Genomic DNA, 23,536 nt, shown 5'->3' on the forward strand with positions numbered 1-23,536 from the left:
CAGCAGAAGACTTATTGCTCAGTTAAAATGGCTCGCAATGTCTTCAAGCTGATGAGCCCGGTTGCAAAGGCGAGTAGTATTCCGCCCACCAGCATGGTCAGATATCCTTGCAACCAATTTTGCCATCCGGTACAGAGAATTCCCAATACGATTACAGCCAGTGTATAGAGGAGTATGCGAATTATTAATTTAAGATCAGGTGTAAACCGGAAAAGGTAATAGACTAAAACAACCTGTGCCAGCGCCATCACCGATTGCGTAGTCAAAGCTGCCCATGCCGCGCCTAAAGCCATCAACTTAGGTATTAACACCAGGTTGAGGACAAGATTCAGAACAACGCCTCCCGCCGCTAAAATATTCAATTGTTTTAGTGTTCCTTTAGCCGTCAGTAGCGTTCCGAAGATGTAGGTAGTGGCAATCGAAATAAACGTGAACATCAGTATTCCCAGGATGAGTGGTGATTGCGAGGTGTGGTGGTGATAGAGCACTTCCATAATTTCCTTGCGGAAGAACCAGGAAGAGAACGCCAATAGTAAAGCAGGAGCAATAATCAGTAAAAAGGAAAACCGCAGTATCGGACGAATGTCTTCACGCTTTTTCAGCATCCGGGAGAAGATAGGCAGTAGTATGCCGGCGAAAAGTACGCCGAAATTCGAAACAGCATCGAGCAAGCGGTAAGCCTGGGCATAAATTCCGGCTTCGGTTTTTCCTTCTGTTGCCGGAAGAAGGCGTTCGATGAGCACCGAATCCATTCTTGTATATAGCGACATGAGCAAAATGAGCAGCGCGTAAGGATAGGACTTCCGCAGAAAAATAATGAAAAACGAGCGATTGAAACTAAGTTTGATATGGCCTGAGTAGTGTTTCACGACTGCGAAAATGATGATGGCAGCCAGCAGATACGAAAACGTCTGGATGTAAACGAACCACTCAATGTGCATGGTATGATGGGTTGCGTCGGTAAACAAGATGATGCTGCAAAAAAGAATCATCAACGAGCGGTCGAGTATCGACAAAAGGCTGTCGGTACGAAAGAGGTGGAGAGCCGTTAAATTCGAGCGAAAATAGAGACTGAAGGAGATGAAAATCTGGTTAAGAATCAGGAACACCAACAATGATATTTGTGCGGCCGAGTAACCTATAATCAGCGCTGTGACCATCGAAACAATAGCATAAACGGTTGCCAGGATAATCTTCAGACCCGAAACGTTAGCCAGGTGTTTGTTCAGAAGCTGTGTATGGCGGGCAATGTTCCGGTTATTATAATTTGTAATTCCCAGGTCGGGAATCATGTTAAGTAGCAATGTGAAATTGAGCAACGAGAAATAGAATCCGTACGACTCGGCTCCTACCATGTTCTGCACCGTCCGGTCGATGCCAAATATCCAGAACGGTTTTATCAGCAAATTTAGGACAATGATCAGTAGTAGGTTGGTAACGAATTTCTTTTGCAAGGTGAATAGTTTTGCTTTATTTCAAAATTAAGAAATTTTCCGTGCGAGGTTAGCTAAGGATAAATACCTTTGCTTTTTAGCGATTCTATTTAACGGAATATGAATATAGTTGTGAATACAAGGTTGTTGCTTCCCGGCAAACTGGAAGGAATTGGGCGGTTTACGCACGAAACGTTGCGTAGAATAACGACCAACCATCCGGAGCATCGTTTTTTTTTCCTTTTCGACAGGCCTTATTCACGCGAATTCATTTATAGTTCTAATGTCACTCCAATCGTTTTCGGCCCATCGGCCCGCCATCCGTTGCTTTGGTATCTGTGGTTCGAAAGGGTAGTTCCTCGTGCATTGAAAGGATTGAACGCGCATCTGTTTTTGTCGACTGATGGTTTCGCATCGCTAAGGACTAATGTTCCGCAAACATTGGTGATACATGACTTGAGTTTTGAGCACCGTCCCTACGATTTGCGCTTTTCACACCGGTGGTTCCAGCATCACTTTGTTCCTCGCTATGCAAAAAAGGCCCAAAGGTTGGTAACCGTTTCCGGTTTTTCCCGCGACGATTTAATGCAGAAATATCATATCCCCGAAAGCAAGATTGATATCGTTCCCAACGGAGTTAGCGACATGTTTCACCCGTTGTCAGTTCCGGCGATTCGCAAAGTCAGGGAGAAATATACCGGTGGTCGTCCCTATTTTCTGTTTGTTGGGGCGCTTCAGCCCCGCAAAAATGTAGCCGGACTTCTGAGGGCTTACGACCAATTCTGCCAGCAATCGAATGCAGAAATTGATTTATTGATTGTTGGTGGAGCTATGCATAAAACGAGAGAAATTTCGAGAGCACACCGTTCGATGAAATGTGGGAATCATGTTCATTTTACAGGACGAGTGACCGATGTAGAATTGGTTCAAATGCTGGGAGCAGCATTGGCTTTAACGTTCGTTCCGTTCTTCGAAGGATTTGGTATACCGGTCATCGAAGCGATGGCTGCAGGCGTCCCGGTTATTTGTTCTAACTCGTCGTCATTGCCGGAGGTTGGAGGCGAGTCGGTTTGCTACGTCGAACCGGATTCCATCGATGAAATTGCAGCAGCGATGATGAAGATTTATACCAACCAGGAATATGCCGGCGAATTGATATTGAGTGGGAAGAGACGTTCGGAGAATTACACCTGGGAACGTTCGGCGGAACTTTTATGGGAGTCGATGATGAAAACGATTGAACATCCTTCCTAACAAGGGAAATGATTAATTTTGAAATATGCTTGCATCGTTTTTACATGAGGGAAAAGTGGAAGCCGGCTGCGACGAAGCTGGCCGTGGGTGTTTGGCAGGACCTGTCTTTGCGGCTGCTGTTATCCTGCCTGCCGATTTTCAAAATGATTTACTAAATGATTCGAAGCAGCTAACTGAAAAGAATCGCTACCTGCTCCGGAAGATTATTGAAAAAGAAGCACTTTCATGGGCTGTCGGTTATTACGACAATACAGAAATTGATGAGGTCAATATCCTCAATGCTTCCATCTTTTCGATGCACCGGGCATTGGAGCAGCTCAAGATTACACCGGAGCATATTCTGGTCGATGGCAATCGTTTCAAACCCTACCGGGATATTCCTCATACCTGTGTGGTAAAAGGCGATGGAAAATATCTGTCGATTGCGGCTGCCTCGGTTTTGGCTAAAACCTACCGGGATGATTTTATGCTCGAGCTTCATAAAAAATTTCCGGTTTATGCCTGGGACCGGAACAAAGGATATCCTACCAAGGCTCACCGCGAAGCGATCAAAAAACATGGTGTAACTTCTTATCATCGAATGTCTTTTCGGTTGACTGATGATCAGCTGACGCTAAAATTTTGAACAAAAAAACGTTAGTGTCATCTAACTAAATGTAGTTGTTTTCTCCCTGAAAATGACGAAAGAAATTTTGAGTGAATTGGTCGCTTTTATTGCCATTGACGGTTCATTTGGCATGATATGAGTCTGTTGCTCCGGGTTTCAATTTTCACTATATTGAACCAATATGCTATTCCTCAAACTAATTTCCTTTCCGTATGGAACAATTCTCGCTCTTCCGCAAGCCGATTACCTGGGTGATTCTTGTGCTTCTTTCGCTGGGTAGTGGTTTTTTTGTTTACCGAAATTTTGAAAAAGCCAACCCACTCGTGCATGTCGATATCTCGATGTCGCGTGATTCTGCATTGTCCATGGCCTCTCGGATGTCGCAGAAATTGAGGGTTGGGCCGGAGCGCTTCCGGCAGGCAGCGAGTTTTACCAACGATTATCGGTTCCAAAACTATGTAGAGTTGGAAGGCGGAGGCCTCGATACTTTTTCAGATGTTATGCAGCGGGGAGACTATCACCCATACCGGTGGGTTGTCAGACAGTTCGAGGAATACAATCCGCGCGAGGTATTATTCCGGTTTACGCCGGAGGGAAAACCCTATGGATTTAAAGAAACGCTTCCCGAAGATTTCAAAGGGGCAGCGCTCGATTCAGCTCGTGCCCGTTACATTGCAGAGGAATCGGCCCGGAAAGACTGGCACGCCAATTTGACGAATTATCATTTAGTGGAACATTCTATTGAGGTACTTCCCAGCGAACGTATTGATCACACGTTCGTATATGAGAATGATAAGAAGAGTATTGGAGAAGGAAAATACCGTTTGCGGTTAGTGGTGAGTGGTGACCGGTTAACTGAGTTGACCTGGTTTGTGAAAATTCCGGAAGCATTTGATCGGAAATATGAAGAGATGCGCTCTTCCAATACGACTCTTTCCTCTATTGCCACATTGCTTATGGCATTGCTGTATGGTTTAGGTGGAATCGTCATCGGCTTATTTTTTCTCATGAAGAGACGTTATGTTCTCTGGAGGAAAGCGTTTATCTGGGGATTTGCTATCTGTTTCTTTTCAGTATTTCTGGTTGAGGCCAATCAACTTCCCCTTTCATGGCTTTATTACGAGACCTCGACTTCTGCATCTAATTACATTGCCCGGACGCTTTTGTACGGATTCCTGAGCGCAATTGGAATGGGGGCGCTGGTCAGTTTGTCGATAACTGCCGGTGAAGGCATGGGACGTATGGCATTTCCGCGCCACGTCCAATTCTGGCATGTTTGGTCGAACAGGGCAGGTAGCTCAAAACTGATTGTCGGACAGACGTTGGGCGCTTATCTTTTCATGGTCATTGTACTGGCCTTCGATATCGCTTTTTACATGTTTACTACCCGGCATTTTGGCTGGTGGAGTCCGGCGGGAACGCTCTCCGATCCGGATATTTTAGCGACTCCGTTTCCATGGCTCAGTCCGTTTTCGGTTTCCTTGCAGGCGGGTTTCTGGGAAGAGGCGATGTTTCGCGCCATTCCACTGGCAGGTGTTATTTTGTTAACACGAAACTGGAAAAGTCACCGGTTTTGGGTTATTCTGGTACTGATTTTACAGACAGTCGTATTTGGGTTAGGTCATGCGAACTATCCCAATCAACCTTCGTATGCCAGGGTGGTTGAAATGCTCGTTCCGTTCGTGATTTTCGGAATTATATATCTGCAGTTTGGCTTGCTTCCGGTGATTATTACTCACTATGCGGTGGACGTCTTCTGGATCTCATTGCCTTTGTGGGTAGCCAGTTCTCCCGGAATCTGGATAGACCGGATTATTATAGTCCTTCTGTTTCTTACGCCATTATTCATTGTCCTTTTTTTCAGGTTACGAAATAAAAAGTGGACCGAATTGCCGGATACCTACCGAAATTGGGCATGGCGACCTCCCAAGCCGGAAGAGGAAGAAGCATCACGAAGAACGATGGCCCCTTTTGCTGTGGAAACCGATCTCAAGAAGAGACCAGTATTTAAATGGATTCTCCCGGTAGCGGTTTTTGGCATTCTTTTGTGGGCGTTTTTCTCGAGGTTCGATCACGATGATGATTCGATGACTATCAAGAGAAAAGCGGCGCTTGGTATCGCGAAAAAGGAGATGGCGCAACGCATTTCGCTCGATTCTGCCAGGTGGACTGTGGCGACTACGGTAAAGGAAGGAGGAACCGACCATCGTTTTATTTGGCAGGAAGGCGGGCCGGAAGTTTACAGGCAATTTCTGGGAACTTTCCTGGAACCTTCGCACTTCATGGTCAGGTACATGAAAACGGAAGGTTCAGTAGAGGAACGGACGGAGGAATTTCGCATGGGAGTTTCGGGGAACGGAGAGTTGTTATCCTATCGCCATGTATTCCCGGAGAAACAGCCGGGAGCGAATCTTTCCAGGGCGGAAGCTTCCGAATTAGTCGATTCGCTTTTACACGTCGAGTTCCAAACGGGGATTTTCCGGTTGAAAGAAATTTCGGTTATACCGGAAAAACTGGATAAACGAACCGATTGGAAATTTACGTACGCTGATACCGCCAATTATCCTTTGCGAACAGGTGAGGCACGGTACCAGGTTCAGCTTGCCGGAAATAAACTGGCTTATTTTGGCCGGTCCATCCATGTTCCTGAGGATTGGCAGCGTGAATATCGTGATCGCGAAAGCAAGCTGTCTGTTTGGCGTACCATTAGCTGGTTGATTTTGGTGGCTGTGGTCATTGCCGGAATTGTTATCGGAATCGTCCGGTGGACAAAAGGCTATTTTTCAGTCAGACTTTTCGGCATCATGACGGTTTTCCTCACGGTTGTGAAGCTGCTTTCGGTGGCAAACGGATGGAGCCAAAGCCTTTATGCTTATCCAACCGGGCAGGATTTTGGAAATTACATTACCGTTGCGCTGATTTTTCAGTTGCTTGGACCTCTTTTCCTGGCATTGGGAATGGGGGTTGTCGCGGGTATGTTGCCATACACAATTGTGGCACAGGAACGTATCGACGTTTCTTCGAGAAAGCAGTTTGGATTAGGCTTGCTGTTGGCTGGTATTATTGCTCTTGTGCGTTTTTTCAGGCCGGAACTCACACCTTATATCCCTTGGTTTGGTGCGGCCAATGACTATATTCCCTGGTTGGGAGTCGTTTTCCACAATGTCGATAATTTCATTCTGCTGCCGGTTTTTGCCTGGTTAATCACCCTGGGATTGAATCGAATAACCCATATGGGCAAAAAAAGAAATGCTGCCGGTGTAATGATTTCACTTTTGATGGGACTATCAATTACAGGAAGTTCGCTGCAGCAGTTTGCCTATATGGTTCCTGCAGGTATTGTAGTTGGACTCATGATTTGGAGCGTCTGGTATTTTGCATTCCGGTATTCTCCCTCAATCATTCCGGTCGTCATGGCGGGGATTTTGGTGCCCGAAGCGGTGCGACAGGCAATTATTGCTGCCTATCCGGGCGCAATGACCGGTGAGATAATCACGTTGGCCGTCGGATTGAGTATTGCTGTATTTTGGGGCCGCGAGGTAAGGAAAATTACAGCTTGAGGGGATACTGTTTGAAAAACAGCATGGAAAAGCTCCAAATAAAATTAAATTTGCGGGACAGAAAAAATCAAAAACTTAGAGATGAAGAAAGGTATTATCGTCCTTATTGCTTTGATCGCTGCGTTTTCAAGTAGTGTAAAAGCCGATGAGGGAATGTGGCTGCCTGCTCTTGTTCAGAAGCTGAACATCGGCAAGATGCACGCTATGGGGTGTGAATTAACGGCAGATCAAATATACAGTATTAACCATTCCAGTCTGAAAGACGCTGTTGTGGCTTTAGACCATGGTTCTTGTACCGGAGAGTTGATTTCTCCTGATGGACTGCTGTTGACAAACCATCATTGTGGCTTCGGAGAGATTCAGGCTCACAGTACCGTGGAGCACGATTATCTGAAAGATGGATTTTGGGCAAAATCGAGAGACCAGGAACTTCCTAATCCGGGAAAAACGGTTTCATTCCTGATAAGCATTAAAGACGTAACTGCCAAGATTGATAGTGCGCTCACCCCCGATATGGACGAGAATGCGCGCGAAGCAAAGGTCGAAGAAGTGGCCTCAAAGATTGAGAGAGCAGCTTCTGAAGGTACCGATTATCAGGCACGCGTTCGTAGTTTCTTCGAGTCGAATAAATATTACTTGTTTGTATACGAAACCTTCCGCGATGTTCGTTTGGTTGGTGCTCCGCCGCAGTCAATCGGAAAATTTGGTGGCGATACTGATAACTGGGAGTGGCCTCGTCATACCGGCGATTTCAGTATGTTCCGTGTGTATTGCAGTCCGGATGGAAAACCGGCAGATTACTCACCGGACAACGTACCTTATCACCCCAAACACTTCCTGCCTATTTCTTTGAAAGGTGTCCACAAGGGCGATTTTACCATGGTAATGGGATACCCCGGAAGAACGGAACGCTACAAAACGTCGTACGGTGTCCAGTATACCATGAATGTGACCAATGAGGTGCGTACGAAAGTGCGGGCGAAAAAACTGGCGATCATCAAAAAATACATGGATACGGGAACAAAAGCGCGGATTCAGTATGCTTCGAAATATGCCCGTAGTGCCAATTATTATAAGTATTCCATCGGTCAGAATAAAGGACTGAAGGCGTTGGATGTGATTGCTGACAAGAAAGCGCTGGAGAAACGTTTTACTGCCTGGATTGACGAAGATTCGTCACGGGAAGCCAAATACGGGAAGGCGTTAAGTATGATTAAAGATGCTTACACAAACACCGACGATGAAGCAGCCGGTGCGTATATGAGGGAAGCATTTTTACGAGGTCCTGAAATTTTCACCCTGGCGATGCGGGCTAATGGCCTCTACGAGGTGATGAAGAATCAGCCGGAAAACAAAGAGGCTATAAAGGCAATGTCGGCCCGCATACAAGGTTCATTGGATGATTTCTTCAAGGATTACAATGCGCCAACTGATGAGAAGCTGGTTGCGGCCCTCTCCAAAATTTATGCAGATAATGTCGATCCGAAATATTATCCGGCTTACCTGAATACCATCAAGGATAAATACAAAGGCGATTACAGCAAGTTTGCTGAGAAAATGTTCAAGAAAACCATCTTCGCCAATAAGGCGTCGTTGATTGCATTTTTGAATGATCCGTCCCTGAAGGTGTTGAAAAAAGATCCGGCTTTCCAGGCAACCGAGCAAATTATTGATGCGATGCGTGTTATCAATAGCGATAACATGAAAACGGTTCCTGAATTGGAAAAAGGACGCAGGTTGTTTGTTGCCGGTCTGATGAAAATGGATAAAGGCCAGAATCTGTATCCGGATGCCAACTCAACAATGCGACTGACCTACGGTACAGTTGGTGGATACAGTCCCCGCGACGCGGTTTGGTATAAATATTACACAACGTTGGTTGGTTATATCCAGAAAGATATTCCAGGTGACGATGAGTTTGACACACCACAGCGTCTGAAAGATCTGTACTACGCCAAAGATTACGGACAGTATGCCGATAAAGACGGAACGCTGCACACCTGCTTCATCACCAATAACGATATTACCGGTGGTAACTCGGGTAGCCCGGTGATTAATGCGAAAGGCGAGCTTGTTGGCGCTGCTTTCGATGGAAACTGGGAAGCCATGAGCGGTGATATTGCTTTCGAACCCAGTATTCAGCGGTGTATCTGTGTTGATATTCGCTTTGTGCTTTGGGTAATCGACAAATATGCAGGTGCAACCAATCTGATTGATGAGATGACCATTGTTCGTTAATCGGACGAATGCTTTAAAATATAAGTACAAGGACGGACCGGTTGTATGCCGGTCTTTTCTTTATGCATACATTTGCATTTATGACTGATGTAAAGAAGCCCCATATTATCGTTTATACCGACGGCGCTTCCCGGGGAAATCCTGGGCCCGGTGGTTATGGCGTAATTCTGCAGTCCGGGCGTCACCGGAAGGAGCTGTCCGAAGGCTTCCGGCTAACGACAAACAACCGCATGGAGTTACTGGCGGTGATTGTCGCGCTGGAATCGTTGAAAGTAGAAGGAAGCTATGTCACCATTTATACCGACTCAAAGTACGTAGCCGATGCGGTTGAAAAAGGATGGGTCTTCGGTTGGGCGAAGAAGCGCTTTAAAGGGAAGAAGAATCCCGATTTGTGGGCTCGCTTTTTACGAATTTATGCAAAACATAAGGTGCGGTTTATTTGGGTAAAAGGCCACGCTGATAACCCGGGAAACGAGCGTTGTGACGAACTGGCTGTTGAGGCGGCATTGAAATCAAATTTGAAGGAAGATGCAGGTTATCAGCCTGAAACATAATTTTTGCTGAAACCTTGCCTCCAATTCTCAAAAGTAATTTACCTTTGGCCGCTGAAAAGTTATGAGATTATTATACGACATAGGAGTTCGGGGATACCACTTGCTCATTCGGTTGGCATCCTTACGTAGTGAGAAGGCCCGCAAATGGATAAAGGGGCGTCGTAATATTTTCAGTCGGTTGAAAGAAGAGTTACCTTCCGATCAACCCATATATTGGTTTCACGTAGCATCGCTCGGAGAATTTGAACAGGGCCGGCCGGTGATCGAAGCTATCCGGAAGAAAGTGCCGGATGTGAAGATACTGCTCACTTTTTTTTCTCCTTCCGGTTACGAGGTGCGAAAAGATTACGAGTTCGCCGATTACGTATATTATCTCCCTCTTGATACGCCCTATAATGTCAAACGATTTCTGGATATCGTAAAGCCGGAAAAGGCGTTTTTCGTCAAATACGAATTTTGGTTTCACTACTTAACTGCGTTAAAAAAGCGAGGAATTCCTACGTATATTTTTTCAGCGATTTTCCGCCCCGGACAGATTTTCTTCAAACCCTGGGGAAGTTGGTACCGGAAAGCACTGCAGGCTTATACCCATATTTTTGTGCAGAACCGGGAGTCGCTTGATTTGCTCAATAAATTTGGTTTTACCAATGTTTCCCTTTCGGGTGATACCCGGTTCGATCGGGTGGGGCAAATTGCTGACGCAGCTCCGCGTCTCTCTGTGCTCGATGAGTTTGCTAACGGGAAAAAACTCGTGATTGCCGGTAGTACGTGGAAGGCTGATGAAGCGTTGTTGCTGGAGTACATCAATTCGACGGAGCATGACGTAAAATATGTCATCGCGCCTCACGAAGTTTCCGATAAGTCTATTCAACGAATTACGAGCGCGCTGGAGAGGAAATATGTCCGTTTTTCGAAAGCCGGAAATGGCGATCTGAAGCAAGCGGATGTGCTAATTGTTGATGGCTATGGTTACCTGACATCGGTTTATCGCTATGGAAACCTGGCGTACATTGGCGGTGGTTTCGGAAGCGGTATTCACAATATTTTGGAAGCAGCAACTTTCGGTATGCCGGTTATTTTTGGTCCCAATCATGAGAAATTTCAGGAAGCGCTCGATTTGCTTGAAAAAAAAGCGGCTTTCTGTATTCACGATTACGAAGAACTCAAATCTGTCATGGATGAGTTCCTTGGAAACGAGAAGAAATTGCAACTTACTGCTGACTTAGCCGGTAATTATGTTTCACAAAGTCGGGGCGCCTCAGATGTAGTAGTAGACTACATTTTCAATTAATTTTCGCGGTTATTTCATTGTTTATCCGGCATGCAGAGCCATTTCGGATAAGAGAATATATTGCCTTATTTTTTTGAATTATTTTTCATTTTGGTCAACTTTTGACAGTTATCAAAAATGTAACATTCTTGTAGTAAGCGAATAAACATGTTGAAGTTGATAACTTTTACAGGAAATGGAAAATAAAGTGTTCCATTCTTGCAACATGAAAAGTAAATTGCATATCGGATTCATCGCCTCAATTACGGGCACGAAAAAATCCGACAGACAACCGAATTACAAAACCCAAATTTAGTTCACCATGGATTTGAAAGAAGTATCTTCAGGACGGTCGGCTACGCACAAAAAAGTATACTCGGGAGAGGAAGCTTATCAGGCGTCGCTCAAGTATTTTAAGGGAGATGATTTGGCTGCCCGAGTGTGGGTGAATAAGTATGCCTTAAAAGATTCCTACGGAAACATTTTTGAATTAACCCCAGACGATATGCATCGTCGTCTTGCTAAAGAAATTGCGCGTATTGAAAATCGTTACCCTAATCCCCTCTCAGAAGAAGAAATTTATAGCCTGCTAAAAGATTTTAAGTACATCGTTCCGCAAGGTGGTCCGATGACTGGTATCGGAAACGAATACCAGGTAGCATCACTGTCGAATTGCTTCGTGGTAGGAAATAATGCCGACTCATATGGAGGTATCATGATGGTTGATCAGGAACAGGTTCAGCTCATGAAACGCCGTGGTGGTGTCGGTCACGACTTGTCTCACATCCGGCCAGCCGGTTCACCGGTAAAAAACTCTGCACTGACCTCTACCGGTATTGTTCCGTTTATGGAGCGCTTTTCCAACTCAACCCGTGAAGTGGCCCAGGATGGTCGCCGTGGTGCGCTGATGCTTTCGGTGTCGATTAAACACCCCGATTCCGAAAAATTCATCGATGCGAAGATGACGGAAGGAAAAGTGACCGGAGCGAATGTCTCGGTGAAGATCGACGACGAGTTCATGCAGTCGGTTCGTGAGAACAAACCTTATACACAACAGTATCCCGTAGAGAGCAAAAATCCATCGTTTACCCGCGATATTAACGCCGGCGACCTGTGGAAGAAGATTGTTCATAATGCCTGGAAATCGGCGGAACCGGGAATCCTTTTCTGGGATACAGTGATTCGTGAGTCGGTTCCGGATTCGTACGCTGATTTGGGTTATAAGACTGTCTCGACCAATCCATGTGGTGAAATCCCACTTTGTCCTTATGACAGCTGTCGGTTGCTGGCTATTAATTTGTTCTCATACGTTGAGAAACCATTCACGAAAAAGGCAAAATTCGATTTCGAACTCTTCCGCAAGCATGTTCGGTATGCTCAACGCATCATGGACGATATCATCGATTTGGAGCTGGAGAAAATTGAAGCAATTACCGGTAAGGTAGGTTCCGATAAGGAGGATGAAGAAATTAAGCGGGTGGAGTCGAATCTCTGGAACAAAATCCGCGAAATGGCGATAAACGGTCGTCGTACCGGAATCGGTATTACCGCTGAAGGCGATATGCTGGCTGCTTTGGGATTGATTTATGGAACCGACAATGCTATCGATTTCTCGGTAGAGGTACATAAGTCAATCGCTATGGAAGCCTACCGTGGTTCTGTATTGCTGGCGAAAGACCGGGGGGCTTTCCCGATTTATGATTCGAATCGCGAGAAAGATAATCCGTACATCAAACGTTTGGCCGAAGCCGATCCGGAACTTTATGAAGACATGAAGAAACATGGTCGCCGTAACATTGCGTTGCTGACCATTGCTCCTACCGGAACAACTAGTTTGATGACTCAAACTACTTCGGGAATTGAGCCGGTATTTATGCCGGTTTATAAACGCCGCCGGAAAGTGAACCCGAACGATAGGGATGTTCGTGTTGATTTTGTGGATGAAGTAGGTGATAGCTGGGAAGAGTACATTGTATTCCATCATAAATTCAAAGACTGGATGACGATGAAAGGATACGATGTGAATAAGAAATATACCGACGAGGAGCTGGATAAGATGGTGGCTGCATCACCTTATTACAAAGCTACTTCGAATGATGTAGACTGGGTGGCCAAAGTGAAAATGCAAGGGCAAATTCAAAAATGGGTCGACCATTCTATCTCGGTGACGATTAACCTCCCCTCAGATGTTGATGAGGAGCTGGTTGGTGAACTTTATTTCACTGCATGGGAAAGCGGATGTAAAGGTGTGACTGTTTACCGTGATGGTTCCCGTTCAGGCGTATTGATTTCGACGAAAGATAAGACCGAAAAGAAAGGAAATTTCCCGACTAAGCGTCCCGAAATTTTGGAAGCAGATGTTGTTCGTTTCCAGAATAGCAAGGACAAGTGGATCGCCTTCATTGGTTTGATTGACGATAAGCCTTACGAAATCTTTACCGGTTTGGCCGATGACGAAGACGGAATTTTGCTTCCCCGCTCGGTAACCCGTGGACGAATCATTAAAAGCCGTGACGAAAACGGTGTAGCCCGGTACGATTTCCAATACATCAACAAGCGTGGCTATAAAACAACCATTGAAGGACTTTCGTACAAATTCAATCCGATATTCTGGAACTACGCTAAATTGATTTCCAGCGTGCTGCGTCACGGTATGGCCATCCAAAAAGTGGTTGACCTGGTGACCAGTCTGCAGTTTGACATCGATACCATTAACACTTGGAAAAACGGAGTTGCACGGGCATTGAAAAAGTACATCCCGAACGGAACTTCAGTTGATGGCGCTACCTGTGGAGGCTGTGGCTCGGAAAATGTAGTTTACCAGGAAGGTTGTCTGATTTGTAAAGATTGTGGCTCTTCGAAATGCGGTTAAACGCAAATGTTCATAAAAGTAAAAAGAGGTTCCCTTTTGGAGAACCTCTTTTTTGATTATGGTTATTGTAGCCTAACTTTCATTGGATGTTGCATTTCCTTAATGTTCGAGGAAAACAGCAAGAGCGGAAATGCTGTTCTGTTATCCGCTGAAGAACGGGCTAAAATTTTTAATACAGGTAAAGCTGATGGGAATGATATCAGGCTGCAATGTCCGAAAAGGCATCGTCCAGAATATCCGGATAAATCGCGCCAAATTGATCATAGCACCAATCTCTTAATTCTTCCAATTCCTTTCCATTGTCATTCGACCAGCCAATGCATTTCAGCAGCTCTTTCTCGAAAAGCTCCTGACTGAAACTTACCTTCGGTAAGATTACTTTTGCGTATTCCATCATAGTGTATCAATTTTAAAAGAACGTGCTCAGAATTTTCATTCTCTTCCTCAAGATACCAAATCAGAACCAAAAATCAGGTATGCAATAACAGCTTTTAATCTATTTTAACAATCTCATTTTTCTAATTTGGGACTGGAAATTTTGTTAATTATTTTCTTCTGAAGAATGAATTAAATCAATGAACTTTTTCACGTTCTGCGAAATAGAACCTTCTTCTGAAAGTGCTTTGATGAAAGCACTTCCAACAATGGCTCCATGACTATAACGGCAGGAATTAACAAAAGTTGTGTTGTTGGAAATACCAAAACCTACCAGTCGGGGGTTTTTCAAATTCATTTCCTGAATTCGTTTGAAATATGCCTCCTGTTGTTCAGTTACGTTCGATTTCGCTCCGGTAGTTGAAGATGACGATACCATATAGATAAATCCGTTGGAAAGATCGTCGATTTTCCGGATTCGCGCTTCGCTGGTTTGCGGTGTAATGAGAAAAATGTTCCTGAGATTGTTTTGCTCGAAGAACGGGCGGTATTCGTTTTCATAAACTTCCAGCGGAAGGTCAGGCAGAATAATTCCGTCGATGCCAATTTCATTCGCTTTCCGGCAGAAATCTTCTACACCGTACTGCAACACGTTGTTGAAATAGCCCATCAGTACCAGTGGCAGTTTTACCTTCTGACGAATATCTTTCAGTTGCTCGAAAAGCAGTTTGATTGACATCCCGTTTTTGAGGGCTTTATCTGAGCTCTTCTGAATCGTGGGGCCGTCAGCCACCGGATCGGAAAACGGAATCCCGATTTCGATTAAGTCGGCACCGCTTTTCTCCAATTCCACAATGATTTCTTCGGTTTCGTTGAGTTGAGGGAACCCGGCCGTGAAATAGACCGATAGTATGTTATTGGGCTTCTCTTTGAAAAGCTGATTGATGCGATTTTCCATCTCTTTATTCTTTCGTTTCGATGTTCATCTATTGCTTTGCGCGAAAATGTTTCAGGTAGGTCTCCATGTCTTTGTCACCTCGTCCTGAGATGTTGACAACAACTACTTCATCCGGACCAAACTTGAGCTTTTCCAGTGCGGCTAAAGCATGCGCCGACTCCAGGGCCGGAATAATTCCTTCCTTCTCGGTGAGGTTGTAGGCAGCTTCCAATGTCTCTTCATCGGTTACGCTCATGAATTTGGCACGGCCGGTTTCATAAAGGTTCGCATGCATGGGACCGATGCCGGGATAATCCAGGCCGGCGGAGATGGAGTAAGGCTCTATCACCTGTCCGTCTTCCGTTTGCATCAGCAAGCTTTTACTACCGTGAAGAACACCGGTTTTTCCAAGTGCAGTGGTGGCGGCCGATTCGTCGGTGTCGACACCTTTGCCGGCCGCTTCCACCGCAATCAGTTTTACTTCTTCATCATCCAGGAAATGATAGAATGCACCGGCTGCGTTACTTCCGCCACCGACGCAGGCAATAACAGCATTAGGGAGTTCGCTGCCTGTTTTTTCTTTCAGTTGTTGCCGCATCTCTTCGCTGATGACGGCCTGAAAGCGGGCTACCATATCGGGGTAAGGATGCGGACCCACCACTGAACCGATGATGTAATGCGTATCTTCCGGATTATTAATCCAGTCGCGGATGGCTTCGTTGGTCGCATCTTTCAGTGTTTGGTTGCCGCTGTAAACCGGACGAACTTCTGCACCCAGCATTTTCATTTTTTCCACATTCGGGGCTTGCCGCGATACATCTAATGCGCCCATATAGACAATACACTGAAGGCCTTCACGGGCGCAAACTGTAGCGGTAGCCACACCATGCTGACCTGCGCCGGTCTCGGCAATGATACGTTTTTTGCCCAGTCGTTTTGCCAATAAAATTTGACCAACGGTGTTATTAATTTTGTGCGAACCGGTATGGTTCAGGTCTTCCCGTTTCAGGTAAATTTGCGCTCCATATTGCTCCGACAATCGATTGGAGTAATAGAGCGGTGAAGGTCGTCCGACATAATCGCGAAGCAAATCGGTGTACTCCTTCCGAAATTCTTCACTTTCGATGATCTCCAGGTAACGGTTCCGCAATCCATCCACATTCGGGTACATCATCTCCGGGATGAATGCCCCGCCAAACCGTCCGTAATAGCCATTCTGATCGACATGATAGCTCATGATATCTGATTTATTTCTTGTATTCGTTATAGATAATCTAAATAGGATTTATTCGAACCCGTATTGTTTTCCCGGATGGTAGCAATGAATCGTTTAAGCGCTTCATTGTTTTTTAGCGCCGGCTCAATTTCAAAACCACTGTTCACATCTACACCATAAAGTTTAGGGTGTTGCAGATTGCCGATCATTTCGGCATCAGCCGGACCAATTCCGCCACTCAGGAAGAAAGGTGTGTCGCCTGCATAAGTGTCGAGCAACCGCCAGTTGAACTTTCGTCCGGTACCGCCGGGTAAATCGCCTTTGGTGTCGAACAGGAAGAAATCACAATTGCCTTCGTACGGTTTCGTCGTCGCAAAGTCAAAGTCGCTGCCTACGCTGAATACCTTGATGACCGGAATGCCTAGTTGTTTCATTCGGGCACAGTATTCGGGCAGCTCGTTACCGTGCAGTTGAACCATTTCCAGCTTGTTGTTGCGGAACTGTTCGAGCAGCGATTCAAACGGCTCATCGACAAAAACACCCACTTTCTGGATAAAGGTCGGGACCAGCTCCACTGCTTCCGGAGCTATTTCTTCACCAACAAAGCGTTTCGATTTCGGGTAAAAAATGAAACCGATATAGTCGGGGCCAAGCTCCACCAACTGACGAATATTCTCCGTCTCCCGCATCCCGCATACTTTAATTTTCATCTCTTCAATGCATTTATGAATTCCCGGCAGGCTTCCGCCGGATGTTCCTGTTTCATGAAATTTTCTCCCATCAAAAAGCCATGGAAGCCGCTTTTGCGGAGATGATCGACTGTTTCCGGATCGCTGATGCCGCTCTCTGCAATTTTCACCGCTTCCGCGGGAAGTTTTTCCAACATCTGGATGGAGTGGTCCAGATCGACCGTAAAGTCTTTCAGGTTCCGGTTGTTAATGCCAATTAAATCCACTCGCGGGTCGACTTTCTGTAATTCCTCTTCAGCGTGTAGCTCGAGCAGTACTTCCAGTCCCAACTTGTGAGCCAATGTGGTAAAGCGCTCGATTTCTTCCTTTGTCAAAACGGCAGCAATCAGCAGGATAACATCGGCTTTTACCACACTTGCCTCGTAAATCTGGTACTCATCCACCATGAAATCTTTACGAAGTAGCGGTGTTTCCGGATTAGCTTCCCGGACTTTCGCAAAATCATCGAGGCTTCCGCCGAAATAGCTTTTATCGGTAAGTACCGAAATACCACTGGCACCTGCCGTGACATAGCCTTTTGTTACGACTTCCGGCGTCACCTTATCGTTGATGATTCCTTTTGAAGGTGACTTCCTTTTGAATTCAGCAATAATTCCCGAAGCTTCCGGATTCAATAGTTGCTTTTTTAGTGAATTTCCTTTTCGGTCCGCCGGAATCTGCTTTTTCAGATCCGCCAGCGAAACGTGGCTTTTTACCTGCTCGATTTCTTTTTTCCGGTTGGCTACTATTTCATCAAGAATCGTCATTTCTGAATCTCCATCAGTTGAGTGAATATTTTCAACGCCTTTTTCCCGGCAAGGGACGAACGGGCTTCTTCAATGCACTGTTCAATGCTTTTCTGCGGTTCGACGCAATGCAGCGCCATAGCTGAGTTGGCTATAACCGCCGAGTTTTGTGCTACGGTTCCGTTACCATTCAGCACGTCGGTGAATATTTTTGCCGTACCCGGAATATCGCCGGTGCTGGCCAACTCTTCAGGTTGCACTTTCGGCAAGCCGATGTCTGATGGACTCAACAGCCGGTCGACGTAATTAGTTTGCATTTTAAATTCGCCGGTAAGGGAAATCTCATCGTAACCATCAAGACTATGGAGGATGCAAAAGTTCTTGTCGGATTTTTGGTACAGATAGCTGTACATGCGGCCCAGCTCCAGGCTGAAAACACCCACCATTTGATTCTTCGGCTGGCTGGGATTGACCATCGGGCCCAGCATGTTGAAAAAGGTTTTGAGTCGAAGCGCACGACGTACCGGTGCCACATTTTTCATTGCCGGATTGAACAGCGGTGCGTGCAGGAACGTGATTCCGCAGCTGTCGAGTTCTTTCCTCAATTGGTCAGCATTGTTGCTGAAACGATAACCGAGGTGCTCCATCACATTCGAAGAACCACAACTGGACGACGCGCCATAGTTTCCATGTTTGGCTACTTTGGCTCCGGCTCCGGCCACCACAAAGGCCGAAAGCGTAGAGATGTTGAAGGTGTCTTTTCCGTCACCGCCTGTCCCGCACAGGTCGATGGTTTCAAAATCGGAGAAATCGACCGGAATGCGGGTTTTCAACAAAGCATTGCGGAAACCTTCCAATTCTTCGATGCTGATAGTACGCATGTTGAAAACGGTGATAAAAGCAGCAATCTCGGCATCGGTGTATTTTCCTTCCGTGATTTCCAGAAGAACGGCCTCGGCCTGCTCACTGGTGAGCTTTTTATATTCAAACAGGTAATTGAGTATCTCTTTCATGATTGTGTTTTTTCGTCTGCAAGTGAATTAATGGTTGATCCAGTTTTCCAGGATTTTCATTCCCATAGGTGTAAGCACCGATTCGGGATGGAACTGTACGCCAACCATATCGTAAGTCTTGTGCTGGAAAGCCATGATGCGGCCCTGCTCATCTTCGCAGGTGATTTCCAGGTCAGCAGGCAGGTCTTTCTTTTCTACTACCCACGAATGATAGCGACCGGCTTCAAAGGTTCTGGGAACGTCATCAAAAAGATAGGACTGATTGATTTGGATAATCGGAGTTGCTACACCGTGCAGCACCTTGTCCATGTTTTTCAAGTTGGCACCAAAACTTTCGGCCAGCGCCTGATGTCCGAGACAAACACCCAAAAACGGTTTCTTTCCGGCATAAGCTTTTATAACTTCGGGCATCTGACCGGCTTCTTCCGGAATTCCAGGTCCAGGTGAGAGGACGATTTTGTCGTATTCATTCAACTCCGGCAGCTCAATTTCATCATTCCGTTTCACGATAACCGTTACACCTTCAAATTTTCGAAGCGCGTGCACCAGGTTGTAGGTGAATGAATCGTAATTATCGATAACTAATATCTTCATTTTCTGAATTTTTCGGGGTTATTGGATTTCGCGGGCCAGTTGGATAGCCTTTTTCAGTGCTGCCAACTTGTTATTCACTTCCTGCAACTCGTTCTCTTCATTCGATTCAGAAACAATTCCCGCGCCTGCCTGGTAATACAGTGTGGCATTCTTGCTTAGGAACGAACGAATCATGATGGCGTGGTTGAAGTGGTTGTCAAAGCCAATGTATCCGATGCAGCCGCCATAATAGCCGCGGTTCTGATTTTCGTACTGGTCAATCAGTTCCATCGCGCGGTATTTCGGTGCCCCGGATAAGGTTCCCGCTGGAAACGAATCGCCGTTTACCCGGAAAGCATTGCTATTTTGGGGAAGATAGCCTGAAACTTTTGAAACAAGGTGAATGACATGCGAGTAGTACTGAACTTCCCGGAATTGCTCAACTTCCACATTTTCTGCGTTGCGGCTCAAATCATTTCGCGCCAAATCGACCAACATGACATGCTCTACATTTTCTTTTGGGTCGGCTGCCAGCTTCTCGGCCAGTTGGCGGTCCTGCTCATCATCGCCCGTACGACGGAAGGTTCCGGCAATCGGGTTGATGGAAACTTTCCGGTCTTTGATTTGCAACTGGGCTTCCGGCGAAGAGCCAAAGATTTTGTAATCGCCGTAATCGAAGTAGAAGAGATAAGGTGAAGGATTGATGTTTCGTAGAGCACGATATACATTGAATTCGTCTCCATGGAAAGGCTGATTATATTGCCTTGAAAGAACAATCTGGAACACGTCGCCGCGGTGGCAATGTTCTTTTCCGCGAGTGACCATTTCTTTGTATGCTTCGTCGGTTATATTCGAGGTTTCTTCGCTGTGCGTATCGAAAGTGAACGTGGCGTAGTTGCGGTTGGCTAGCAAACCTTCCAGTTCTGCAATGGTTTCTTCTTCTCCTTCCGGAAGGTTTTCAATCAGCTGGACACGGTTCATGTGGTGATTAATGGCGATGATGTACCGGTAAAATGAATAGCGAATTTCCGGAATCGCGTATTCCGGTTTAACCGGATTTTTGAATTTAATGGTTTCGAAATACTGAACGCCATCATAGCTTACATATCCGAACAAGCCGTTGGCCGGAATACCCGATATGCCGTTGGAGGGCTTGAATGATTGAAAGAATGTGTCCAGCTCGTCGGCTACTTGGCCGTGTTTTTCCACCGGCCTGATTTCATCCTGCTGGTCGGGATACTTGATTCGGATGTTATTCTGCTCCACCATAAACGTGGCTTCCGGCTTGATGCAGATAAATGAGTAACTGTTTTCGTTGCCGTGGTAATCGGAACTTTCGAGCAACAACGTATTGGGGTAAATGTCGCGCAACTTCAGGTAAATACTGACCGGCGTTACGGTGTCGGCAAGAATTTCTTTTACGCGTGGACTGAATTTGATCGTCTTCATGATATATACGTTTATTTTTTTGATTTTGCTGTTTAAAAAGAAAGCGGCCTACCGTGAATCGATAAGCCGCTTTCTTCTGCACATAAAATACATACCAAGCTCATTCTCTTCACGGTTGTAAAAAGTTGCGGTGCCACCACCAACGCCAGGTTGTATCGTTTGTATGCAGATTCATGATATTCGGTTTTCAGATAATAAAAAAGCTCACCTTGTTGAGAAGGTAAGCCGTCATATTTTTAAATGCAATATGGCTTAGCCTCTCAAAAGAGGAAGGTGCCCCACCAAAGCCATATTGATTGATTAATTTTCATTCTCTTCACGTTTACGTTGTAAAGAAAAAATAAAAATTCCAGATTGGCAATATTTCTTTATTAAAATAAATACAAAATTTTCGTTAAGACGATCAAACTGGTTATTTACGCTGATTTTCTTAGTCGGGCTAAAAAGTGCTCTACCTTAGGAACGGTGGTCAGAGTAGGTATCTTTTCATCTTCCACGGTTACATTGAATTCTTTCTCGAAATAATACGTCAAAAGACGATTATCCAAATCGTCGAGGAAGAGTTCTTCCTTGTTATTGGCTACCAGGATGCGTTTTTTTTGCAACCCTACACGCCGTAAAATTTTATACAGTTTTACTTTTGTTGTCATGTCTCTCTTCTTAATTCGTCATCGACGCTTGATCTGTCAAGATTCGGGCCAAAATTAAATTGAATTTCTAAAAAATCGAAATTATCGTTTAAAAAGTCCAGAGTCGGGGTGTTTTAATCCTTTTTCGGAATCTTTTGACAATCTGACAGTCAGGTTACTTTTTCGCTGTTGGCAACAACAGAACTCCCAGAAATCCATATAGTCCGGTGAGAAGAATAATTACCAGCTCGACGATAGCTATCCGTTTTCTTTTTCTTGCGAAGAAGATGCCAAGGTAAAGTAACAGAAAGAACAGATTACTAATAATAAAGAGACTCTTTTCCGGGAGTTTCAAAACAATTCGGTGAAATCCGGAGGTTCCCGGACCAGATTCAATCTTAATGGGGAAGAGGATTTGGTTGACAATTTGAGCTCCGCGTGAAAGATTCGGTATCAGTTTTTCATGATATTCATTTTGAAGGATATACTTCCGGTTGCTGGCATAAGCATAAACGTCATTCGGTTTATCGACAATCGCCAGCCTTGAATCGAGATTACCCCGAAGACTTAATTTGTCAGTCTTTGGATTGTAGTTTTTAACAGGCCAGTTTATCATCTTATAGGTGTCGGTTTCCAAAACAAAAACCTGGCTGTCTTTTGTGATAATGTAGCCATAGAATTCTTGATTGCTGAAGTCCGTGCAGTCGATGTGTAGGATGTGAAAGTTTTCGGGCAACCGAATTTGAACACAGTAAGGCAACCCTTTTTCCATCTTCAGATGAAAGAGATGTTCTTTCTTATCGACGATGAAATAGCCCTGGTCATATTTTTTCCGTATAGTCGGAATTCCCGCAATCATCTTCGCCGGAAAGGTCATTCCTTTTTCTGTCAACACTTTCGTGAACAGCGCACTTTTTCCGGGTTTAACGCCATTGGAAGCCGGATCGATGAACTGGATTCCTTTGTCGTTTATCCGGAAATAATCGTCGGGTTTCTCCAAAGCAACTCTACCCGATTCCGACTCAAATAGCGGGTACAATCCGGGTTTCGGAGCATCGATATCGGAGGGAGTGATGCGGGAGAAAAAGTTGGCGTTGTTGATTTCGAACACATCAACCGGTTTCCCGAAAAGGGAATCAGGCATCAGACCATCAGTCATCAACTGCCGGAAATGAAATAGTGGCAGTTGTTGCTCATACTGACTTCGGTTAAACTGCTTCCCCTCCGAATCGTAGTACATGGTTTTTCCATCAGCCGCTTTGCGCATGACAAAGTGATGTGAAACCGAACTGTACATGACGAACGGAACCGGAACATGCCTTTCGAAAGCGGTCCTGAAAAACCCGGGCAGAAATACGGACAATGTGAAAACTGTCAGCAGAATGAGTATGTAGCGGCTTGCCTTTATCATTGGTTAATCCCTTTCCTGAAGCGATATGCGGTATATAAATGCTTGAAAAAAGTCAACAGCGTCAATATGGCGAGCAGAGGCAATGCCGGTTGATAGGCTCCGGTTGTTGCTGGTTGATAAAATAGTGTGATGAAAGCAGCAGCAATAAGAATGAGCAAAAGCCGCCGGATGGCAGTTGATTCAAAAACAACCATGACTGTGAGGTGGTAAGCGGTGATACCTCCCAGGAACCACGGCGCGAGTGTGATGAAAGCATCCGTTATCAGTTTTTTGGGCAGTACCGCCGTTATGCCAAACAATGCAACCAATAATTCCGATAGGAAAATGATGAGCAGAAACAGGTTGCCCATCAATGTCAGTTGCATCAACATTCGGTTTTCGTTTACCGGAAGATGGAACGACAGCTTGATGCGTTTGTGCTGTACTTCGGGAATGAATTGTGCTAAAGCAATCGATATTCCGGTAACCAGCGGTACATATTCCATCCATCGATAGGGATTGAAGTTATTAAAAAGCATAATGTCCCAAAGATTTCCAGCTCCCATCAACTCAATCTGGTGGTGAATATCCAGCAACAACTTGGCAGCCGAAAACAATGAAACCACGAAGAATCCAATCAGAATCCAGCGTATTTTAATCCATTCTTTTATAAATAATGCCTTTAGCATCTC

The 23,536-nt window shown here is 45.3% G+C and carries 19 protein-coding genes; 7 read left to right on the forward strand and 12 right to left on the reverse strand.

Features of this window, described 5'->3' with window-relative positions; all coding sequences use genetic code 11:
* Nucleotides 1-11: 11 nt before the first annotated feature.
* On the reverse strand, nt 12-1,454 hold the full coding sequence (locus GJU87_RS19345; protein WP_153640983.1) for an oligosaccharide flippase family protein: 1,443 nt from the start codon (nt 1,452-1,454) through the stop codon (nt 12-14).
* A gap of 99 nt (nt 1,455-1,553) precedes the next feature.
* On the opposite strand from GJU87_RS19345, the gene GJU87_RS19350 reads away from it, so the two are divergent.
* The 7 genes from GJU87_RS19350 (at nt 1,554) to GJU87_RS19380 (ending at nt 13,788) form a co-directional block, all read left to right on the forward strand.
* Complete coding sequence (locus GJU87_RS19350) at nt 1,554-2,687, forward strand: glycosyltransferase family 1 protein (protein ID WP_153640984.1); 1,134 nt, start codon at nt 1,554-1,556, stop codon at nt 2,685-2,687.
* A 25-nt stretch (nt 2,688-2,712) separates the two neighbouring features.
* Nucleotides 2,713-3,312 carry a ribonuclease HII gene (locus tag GJU87_RS19355; protein ID WP_153640985.1) on the forward strand — a complete coding sequence of 200 codons (600 nt, stop codon included), beginning with the start codon at nt 2,713-2,715 and terminating at the stop codon, nt 3,310-3,312.
* 194 nt (nt 3,313-3,506) lie between these two features.
* Nucleotides 3,507-6,854, forward strand: a complete 3,348-nt coding sequence (locus tag GJU87_RS19360; protein ID WP_153640986.1) for a CPBP family intramembrane glutamic endopeptidase — start codon at nt 3,507-3,509, stop codon at nt 6,852-6,854.
* Nucleotides 6,855-6,935: 81 nt separating this feature from the next.
* Entirely contained in the window at nt 6,936-9,092 is a 2,157-nt protein-coding gene (locus tag GJU87_RS19365; RefSeq protein WP_153640987.1) for a S46 family peptidase, read from the forward strand.
* Nucleotides 9,093-9,172: 80 nt separating this feature from the next.
* Nucleotides 9,173-9,646 (forward strand): ribonuclease HI, encoded by a 474-nt coding sequence (gene rnhA, locus GJU87_RS19370; protein WP_194831590.1) that lies wholly within the window; start codon nt 9,173-9,175, stop codon nt 9,644-9,646.
* Nucleotides 9,647-9,707: 61 nt separating this feature from the next.
* Nucleotides 9,708-10,937, forward strand: coding sequence for a 3-deoxy-D-manno-octulosonic acid transferase (locus GJU87_RS19375; RefSeq protein WP_153640989.1), 1,230 nt, complete (start codon nt 9,708-9,710; stop codon nt 10,935-10,937).
* 301 nt (nt 10,938-11,238) lie between these two features.
* Nucleotides 11,239-13,788, forward strand: coding sequence for an adenosylcobalamin-dependent ribonucleoside-diphosphate reductase (locus tag GJU87_RS19380; RefSeq protein WP_153640990.1), 2,550 nt, complete (start codon nt 11,239-11,241; stop codon nt 13,786-13,788).
* 199 nt (nt 13,789-13,987) lie between these two features.
* Here GJU87_RS19380 and GJU87_RS19385 read toward each other — a convergent pair whose 3' ends face one another.
* From GJU87_RS19385 to GJU87_RS19435, 11 genes are all read right to left on the reverse strand, one after another.
* Complete coding sequence (locus GJU87_RS19385; RefSeq protein WP_106541202.1) at nt 13,988-14,185, reverse strand: hypothetical protein; 198 nt, start codon at nt 14,183-14,185, stop codon at nt 13,988-13,990.
* A gap of 144 nt (nt 14,186-14,329) precedes the next feature.
* A complete protein-coding gene (gene trpA, locus GJU87_RS19390; protein ID WP_153640991.1) occupies nt 14,330-15,121 on the reverse strand; it encodes a tryptophan synthase subunit alpha in 792 nt (263 codons plus the stop codon).
* A 28-nt stretch (nt 15,122-15,149) separates the two neighbouring features.
* Nucleotides 15,150-16,337, reverse strand: a complete 1,188-nt coding sequence (gene trpB / locus GJU87_RS19395; protein ID WP_153640992.1) for a tryptophan synthase subunit beta — start codon at nt 16,335-16,337, stop codon at nt 15,150-15,152.
* 26 nt (nt 16,338-16,363) lie between these two features.
* A complete protein-coding gene (locus GJU87_RS19400) occupies nt 16,364-17,026 on the reverse strand; it encodes a phosphoribosylanthranilate isomerase (protein ID WP_153640993.1) in 663 nt (220 codons plus the stop codon).
* On the reverse strand, nt 17,023-17,811 hold the full coding sequence (trpC, locus tag GJU87_RS19405) for an indole-3-glycerol phosphate synthase TrpC (RefSeq protein ID WP_153640994.1): 789 nt from the start codon (nt 17,809-17,811) through the stop codon (nt 17,023-17,025). The genes GJU87_RS19400 and trpC overlap by 4 nt, the downstream gene beginning before the upstream one ends.
* Nucleotides 17,808-18,803 (reverse strand): anthranilate phosphoribosyltransferase, encoded by a 996-nt coding sequence (gene trpD, locus GJU87_RS19410; RefSeq protein WP_153640995.1) that lies wholly within the window; start codon nt 18,801-18,803, stop codon nt 17,808-17,810. The genes trpC and trpD overlap by 4 nt, the downstream gene beginning before the upstream one ends.
* 27 nt (nt 18,804-18,830) lie before the next feature.
* Nucleotides 18,831-19,397 (reverse strand): aminodeoxychorismate/anthranilate synthase component II, encoded by a 567-nt coding sequence (locus GJU87_RS19415; protein WP_153640996.1) that lies wholly within the window; start codon nt 19,395-19,397, stop codon nt 18,831-18,833.
* Nucleotides 19,398-19,415: 18 nt separating this feature from the next.
* Nucleotides 19,416-20,825, reverse strand: a complete 1,410-nt coding sequence (locus tag GJU87_RS19420; RefSeq protein WP_153640997.1) for an anthranilate synthase component I family protein — start codon at nt 20,823-20,825, stop codon at nt 19,416-19,418.
* A 416-nt stretch (nt 20,826-21,241) separates the two neighbouring features.
* On the reverse strand, nt 21,242-21,475 hold the full coding sequence (locus GJU87_RS19425) for a hypothetical protein (RefSeq protein WP_106541210.1): 234 nt from the start codon (nt 21,473-21,475) through the stop codon (nt 21,242-21,244).
* Nucleotides 21,476-21,629: 154 nt separating this feature from the next.
* Nucleotides 21,630-22,865 carry a DUF4857 domain-containing protein gene (locus tag GJU87_RS19430; RefSeq protein WP_153640998.1) on the reverse strand — a complete coding sequence of 412 codons (1,236 nt, stop codon included), beginning with the start codon at nt 22,863-22,865 and terminating at the stop codon, nt 21,630-21,632.
* Nucleotides 22,862-23,533 (reverse strand): hypothetical protein, encoded by a 672-nt coding sequence (locus tag GJU87_RS19435; protein WP_153640999.1) that lies wholly within the window; start codon nt 23,531-23,533, stop codon nt 22,862-22,864. The genes GJU87_RS19430 and GJU87_RS19435 overlap by 4 nt, the downstream gene beginning before the upstream one ends.
* Nucleotides 23,534-23,536 lie beyond the last annotated feature (3 nt).

The organism is Prolixibacter sp. NT017 (assembly GCF_009617875.1).
In the GTDB taxonomy this organism is placed as follows: Bacteria; Bacteroidota; Bacteroidia; order Bacteroidales; family Prolixibacteraceae; genus Prolixibacter.

What these genes read in the sequence shown, in the direction of transcription:
- GJU87_RS19360 (WP_153640986.1), top strand. Translation starts at nt 3,507, where the DNA reads ATGGAACAATTCTCGCTCTTCCGCAAGCCGATTACCTGGGTGATTCTT.
- GJU87_RS19435 (WP_153640999.1), bottom strand. Translation starts at nt 23,533, where the DNA reads ATGCTAAAGGCATTATTTATAAAAGAATGGATTAAAATACGCTGGATT.
- GJU87_RS19365 (WP_153640987.1), top strand. Translation starts at nt 6,936, where the DNA reads ATGAAGAAAGGTATTATCGTCCTTATTGCTTTGATCGCTGCGTTTTCA.
- rnhA (WP_194831590.1), top strand. Translation starts at nt 9,173, where the DNA reads ATGACTGATGTAAAGAAGCCCCATATTATCGTTTATACCGACGGCGCT.
- trpB (WP_153640992.1), bottom strand. Translation starts at nt 16,337, where the DNA reads ATGAGCTATCATGTCGATCAGAATGGCTATTACGGACGGTTTGGCGGG.
- trpC (WP_153640994.1), bottom strand. Translation starts at nt 17,811, where the DNA reads ATGACGATTCTTGATGAAATAGTAGCCAACCGGAAAAAAGAAATCGAG.
- GJU87_RS19375 (WP_153640989.1), top strand. Translation starts at nt 9,708, where the DNA reads ATGAGATTATTATACGACATAGGAGTTCGGGGATACCACTTGCTCATT.
- GJU87_RS19415 (WP_153640996.1), bottom strand. Translation starts at nt 19,397, where the DNA reads ATGAAGATATTAGTTATCGATAATTACGATTCATTCACCTACAACCTG.
- GJU87_RS19350 (WP_153640984.1), top strand. Translation starts at nt 1,554, where the DNA reads ATGAATATAGTTGTGAATACAAGGTTGTTGCTTCCCGGCAAACTGGAA.
- GJU87_RS19400 (WP_153640993.1), bottom strand. Translation starts at nt 17,026, where the DNA reads ATGAAAATTAAAGTATGCGGGATGCGGGAGACGGAGAATATTCGTCAG.
- trpA (WP_153640991.1), bottom strand. Translation starts at nt 15,121, where the DNA reads ATGGAAAATCGCATCAATCAGCTTTTCAAAGAGAAGCCCAATAACATA.
- GJU87_RS19425 (WP_106541210.1), bottom strand. Translation starts at nt 21,475, where the DNA reads ATGACAACAAAAGTAAAACTGTATAAAATTTTACGGCGTGTAGGGTTG.
- GJU87_RS19385 (WP_106541202.1), bottom strand. Translation starts at nt 14,185, where the DNA reads ATGATGGAATACGCAAAAGTAATCTTACCGAAGGTAAGTTTCAGTCAG.
- GJU87_RS19420 (WP_153640997.1), bottom strand. Translation starts at nt 20,825, where the DNA reads ATGAAGACGATCAAATTCAGTCCACGCGTAAAAGAAATTCTTGCCGAC.
- GJU87_RS19430 (WP_153640998.1), bottom strand. Translation starts at nt 22,865, where the DNA reads ATGATAAAGGCAAGCCGCTACATACTCATTCTGCTGACAGTTTTCACA.
- trpD (WP_153640995.1), bottom strand. Translation starts at nt 18,803, where the DNA reads ATGAAAGAGATACTCAATTACCTGTTTGAATATAAAAAGCTCACCAGT.
- GJU87_RS19355 (WP_153640985.1), top strand. Translation starts at nt 2,713, where the DNA reads ATGCTTGCATCGTTTTTACATGAGGGAAAAGTGGAAGCCGGCTGCGAC.
- GJU87_RS19380 (WP_153640990.1), top strand. Translation starts at nt 11,239, where the DNA reads ATGGATTTGAAAGAAGTATCTTCAGGACGGTCGGCTACGCACAAAAAA.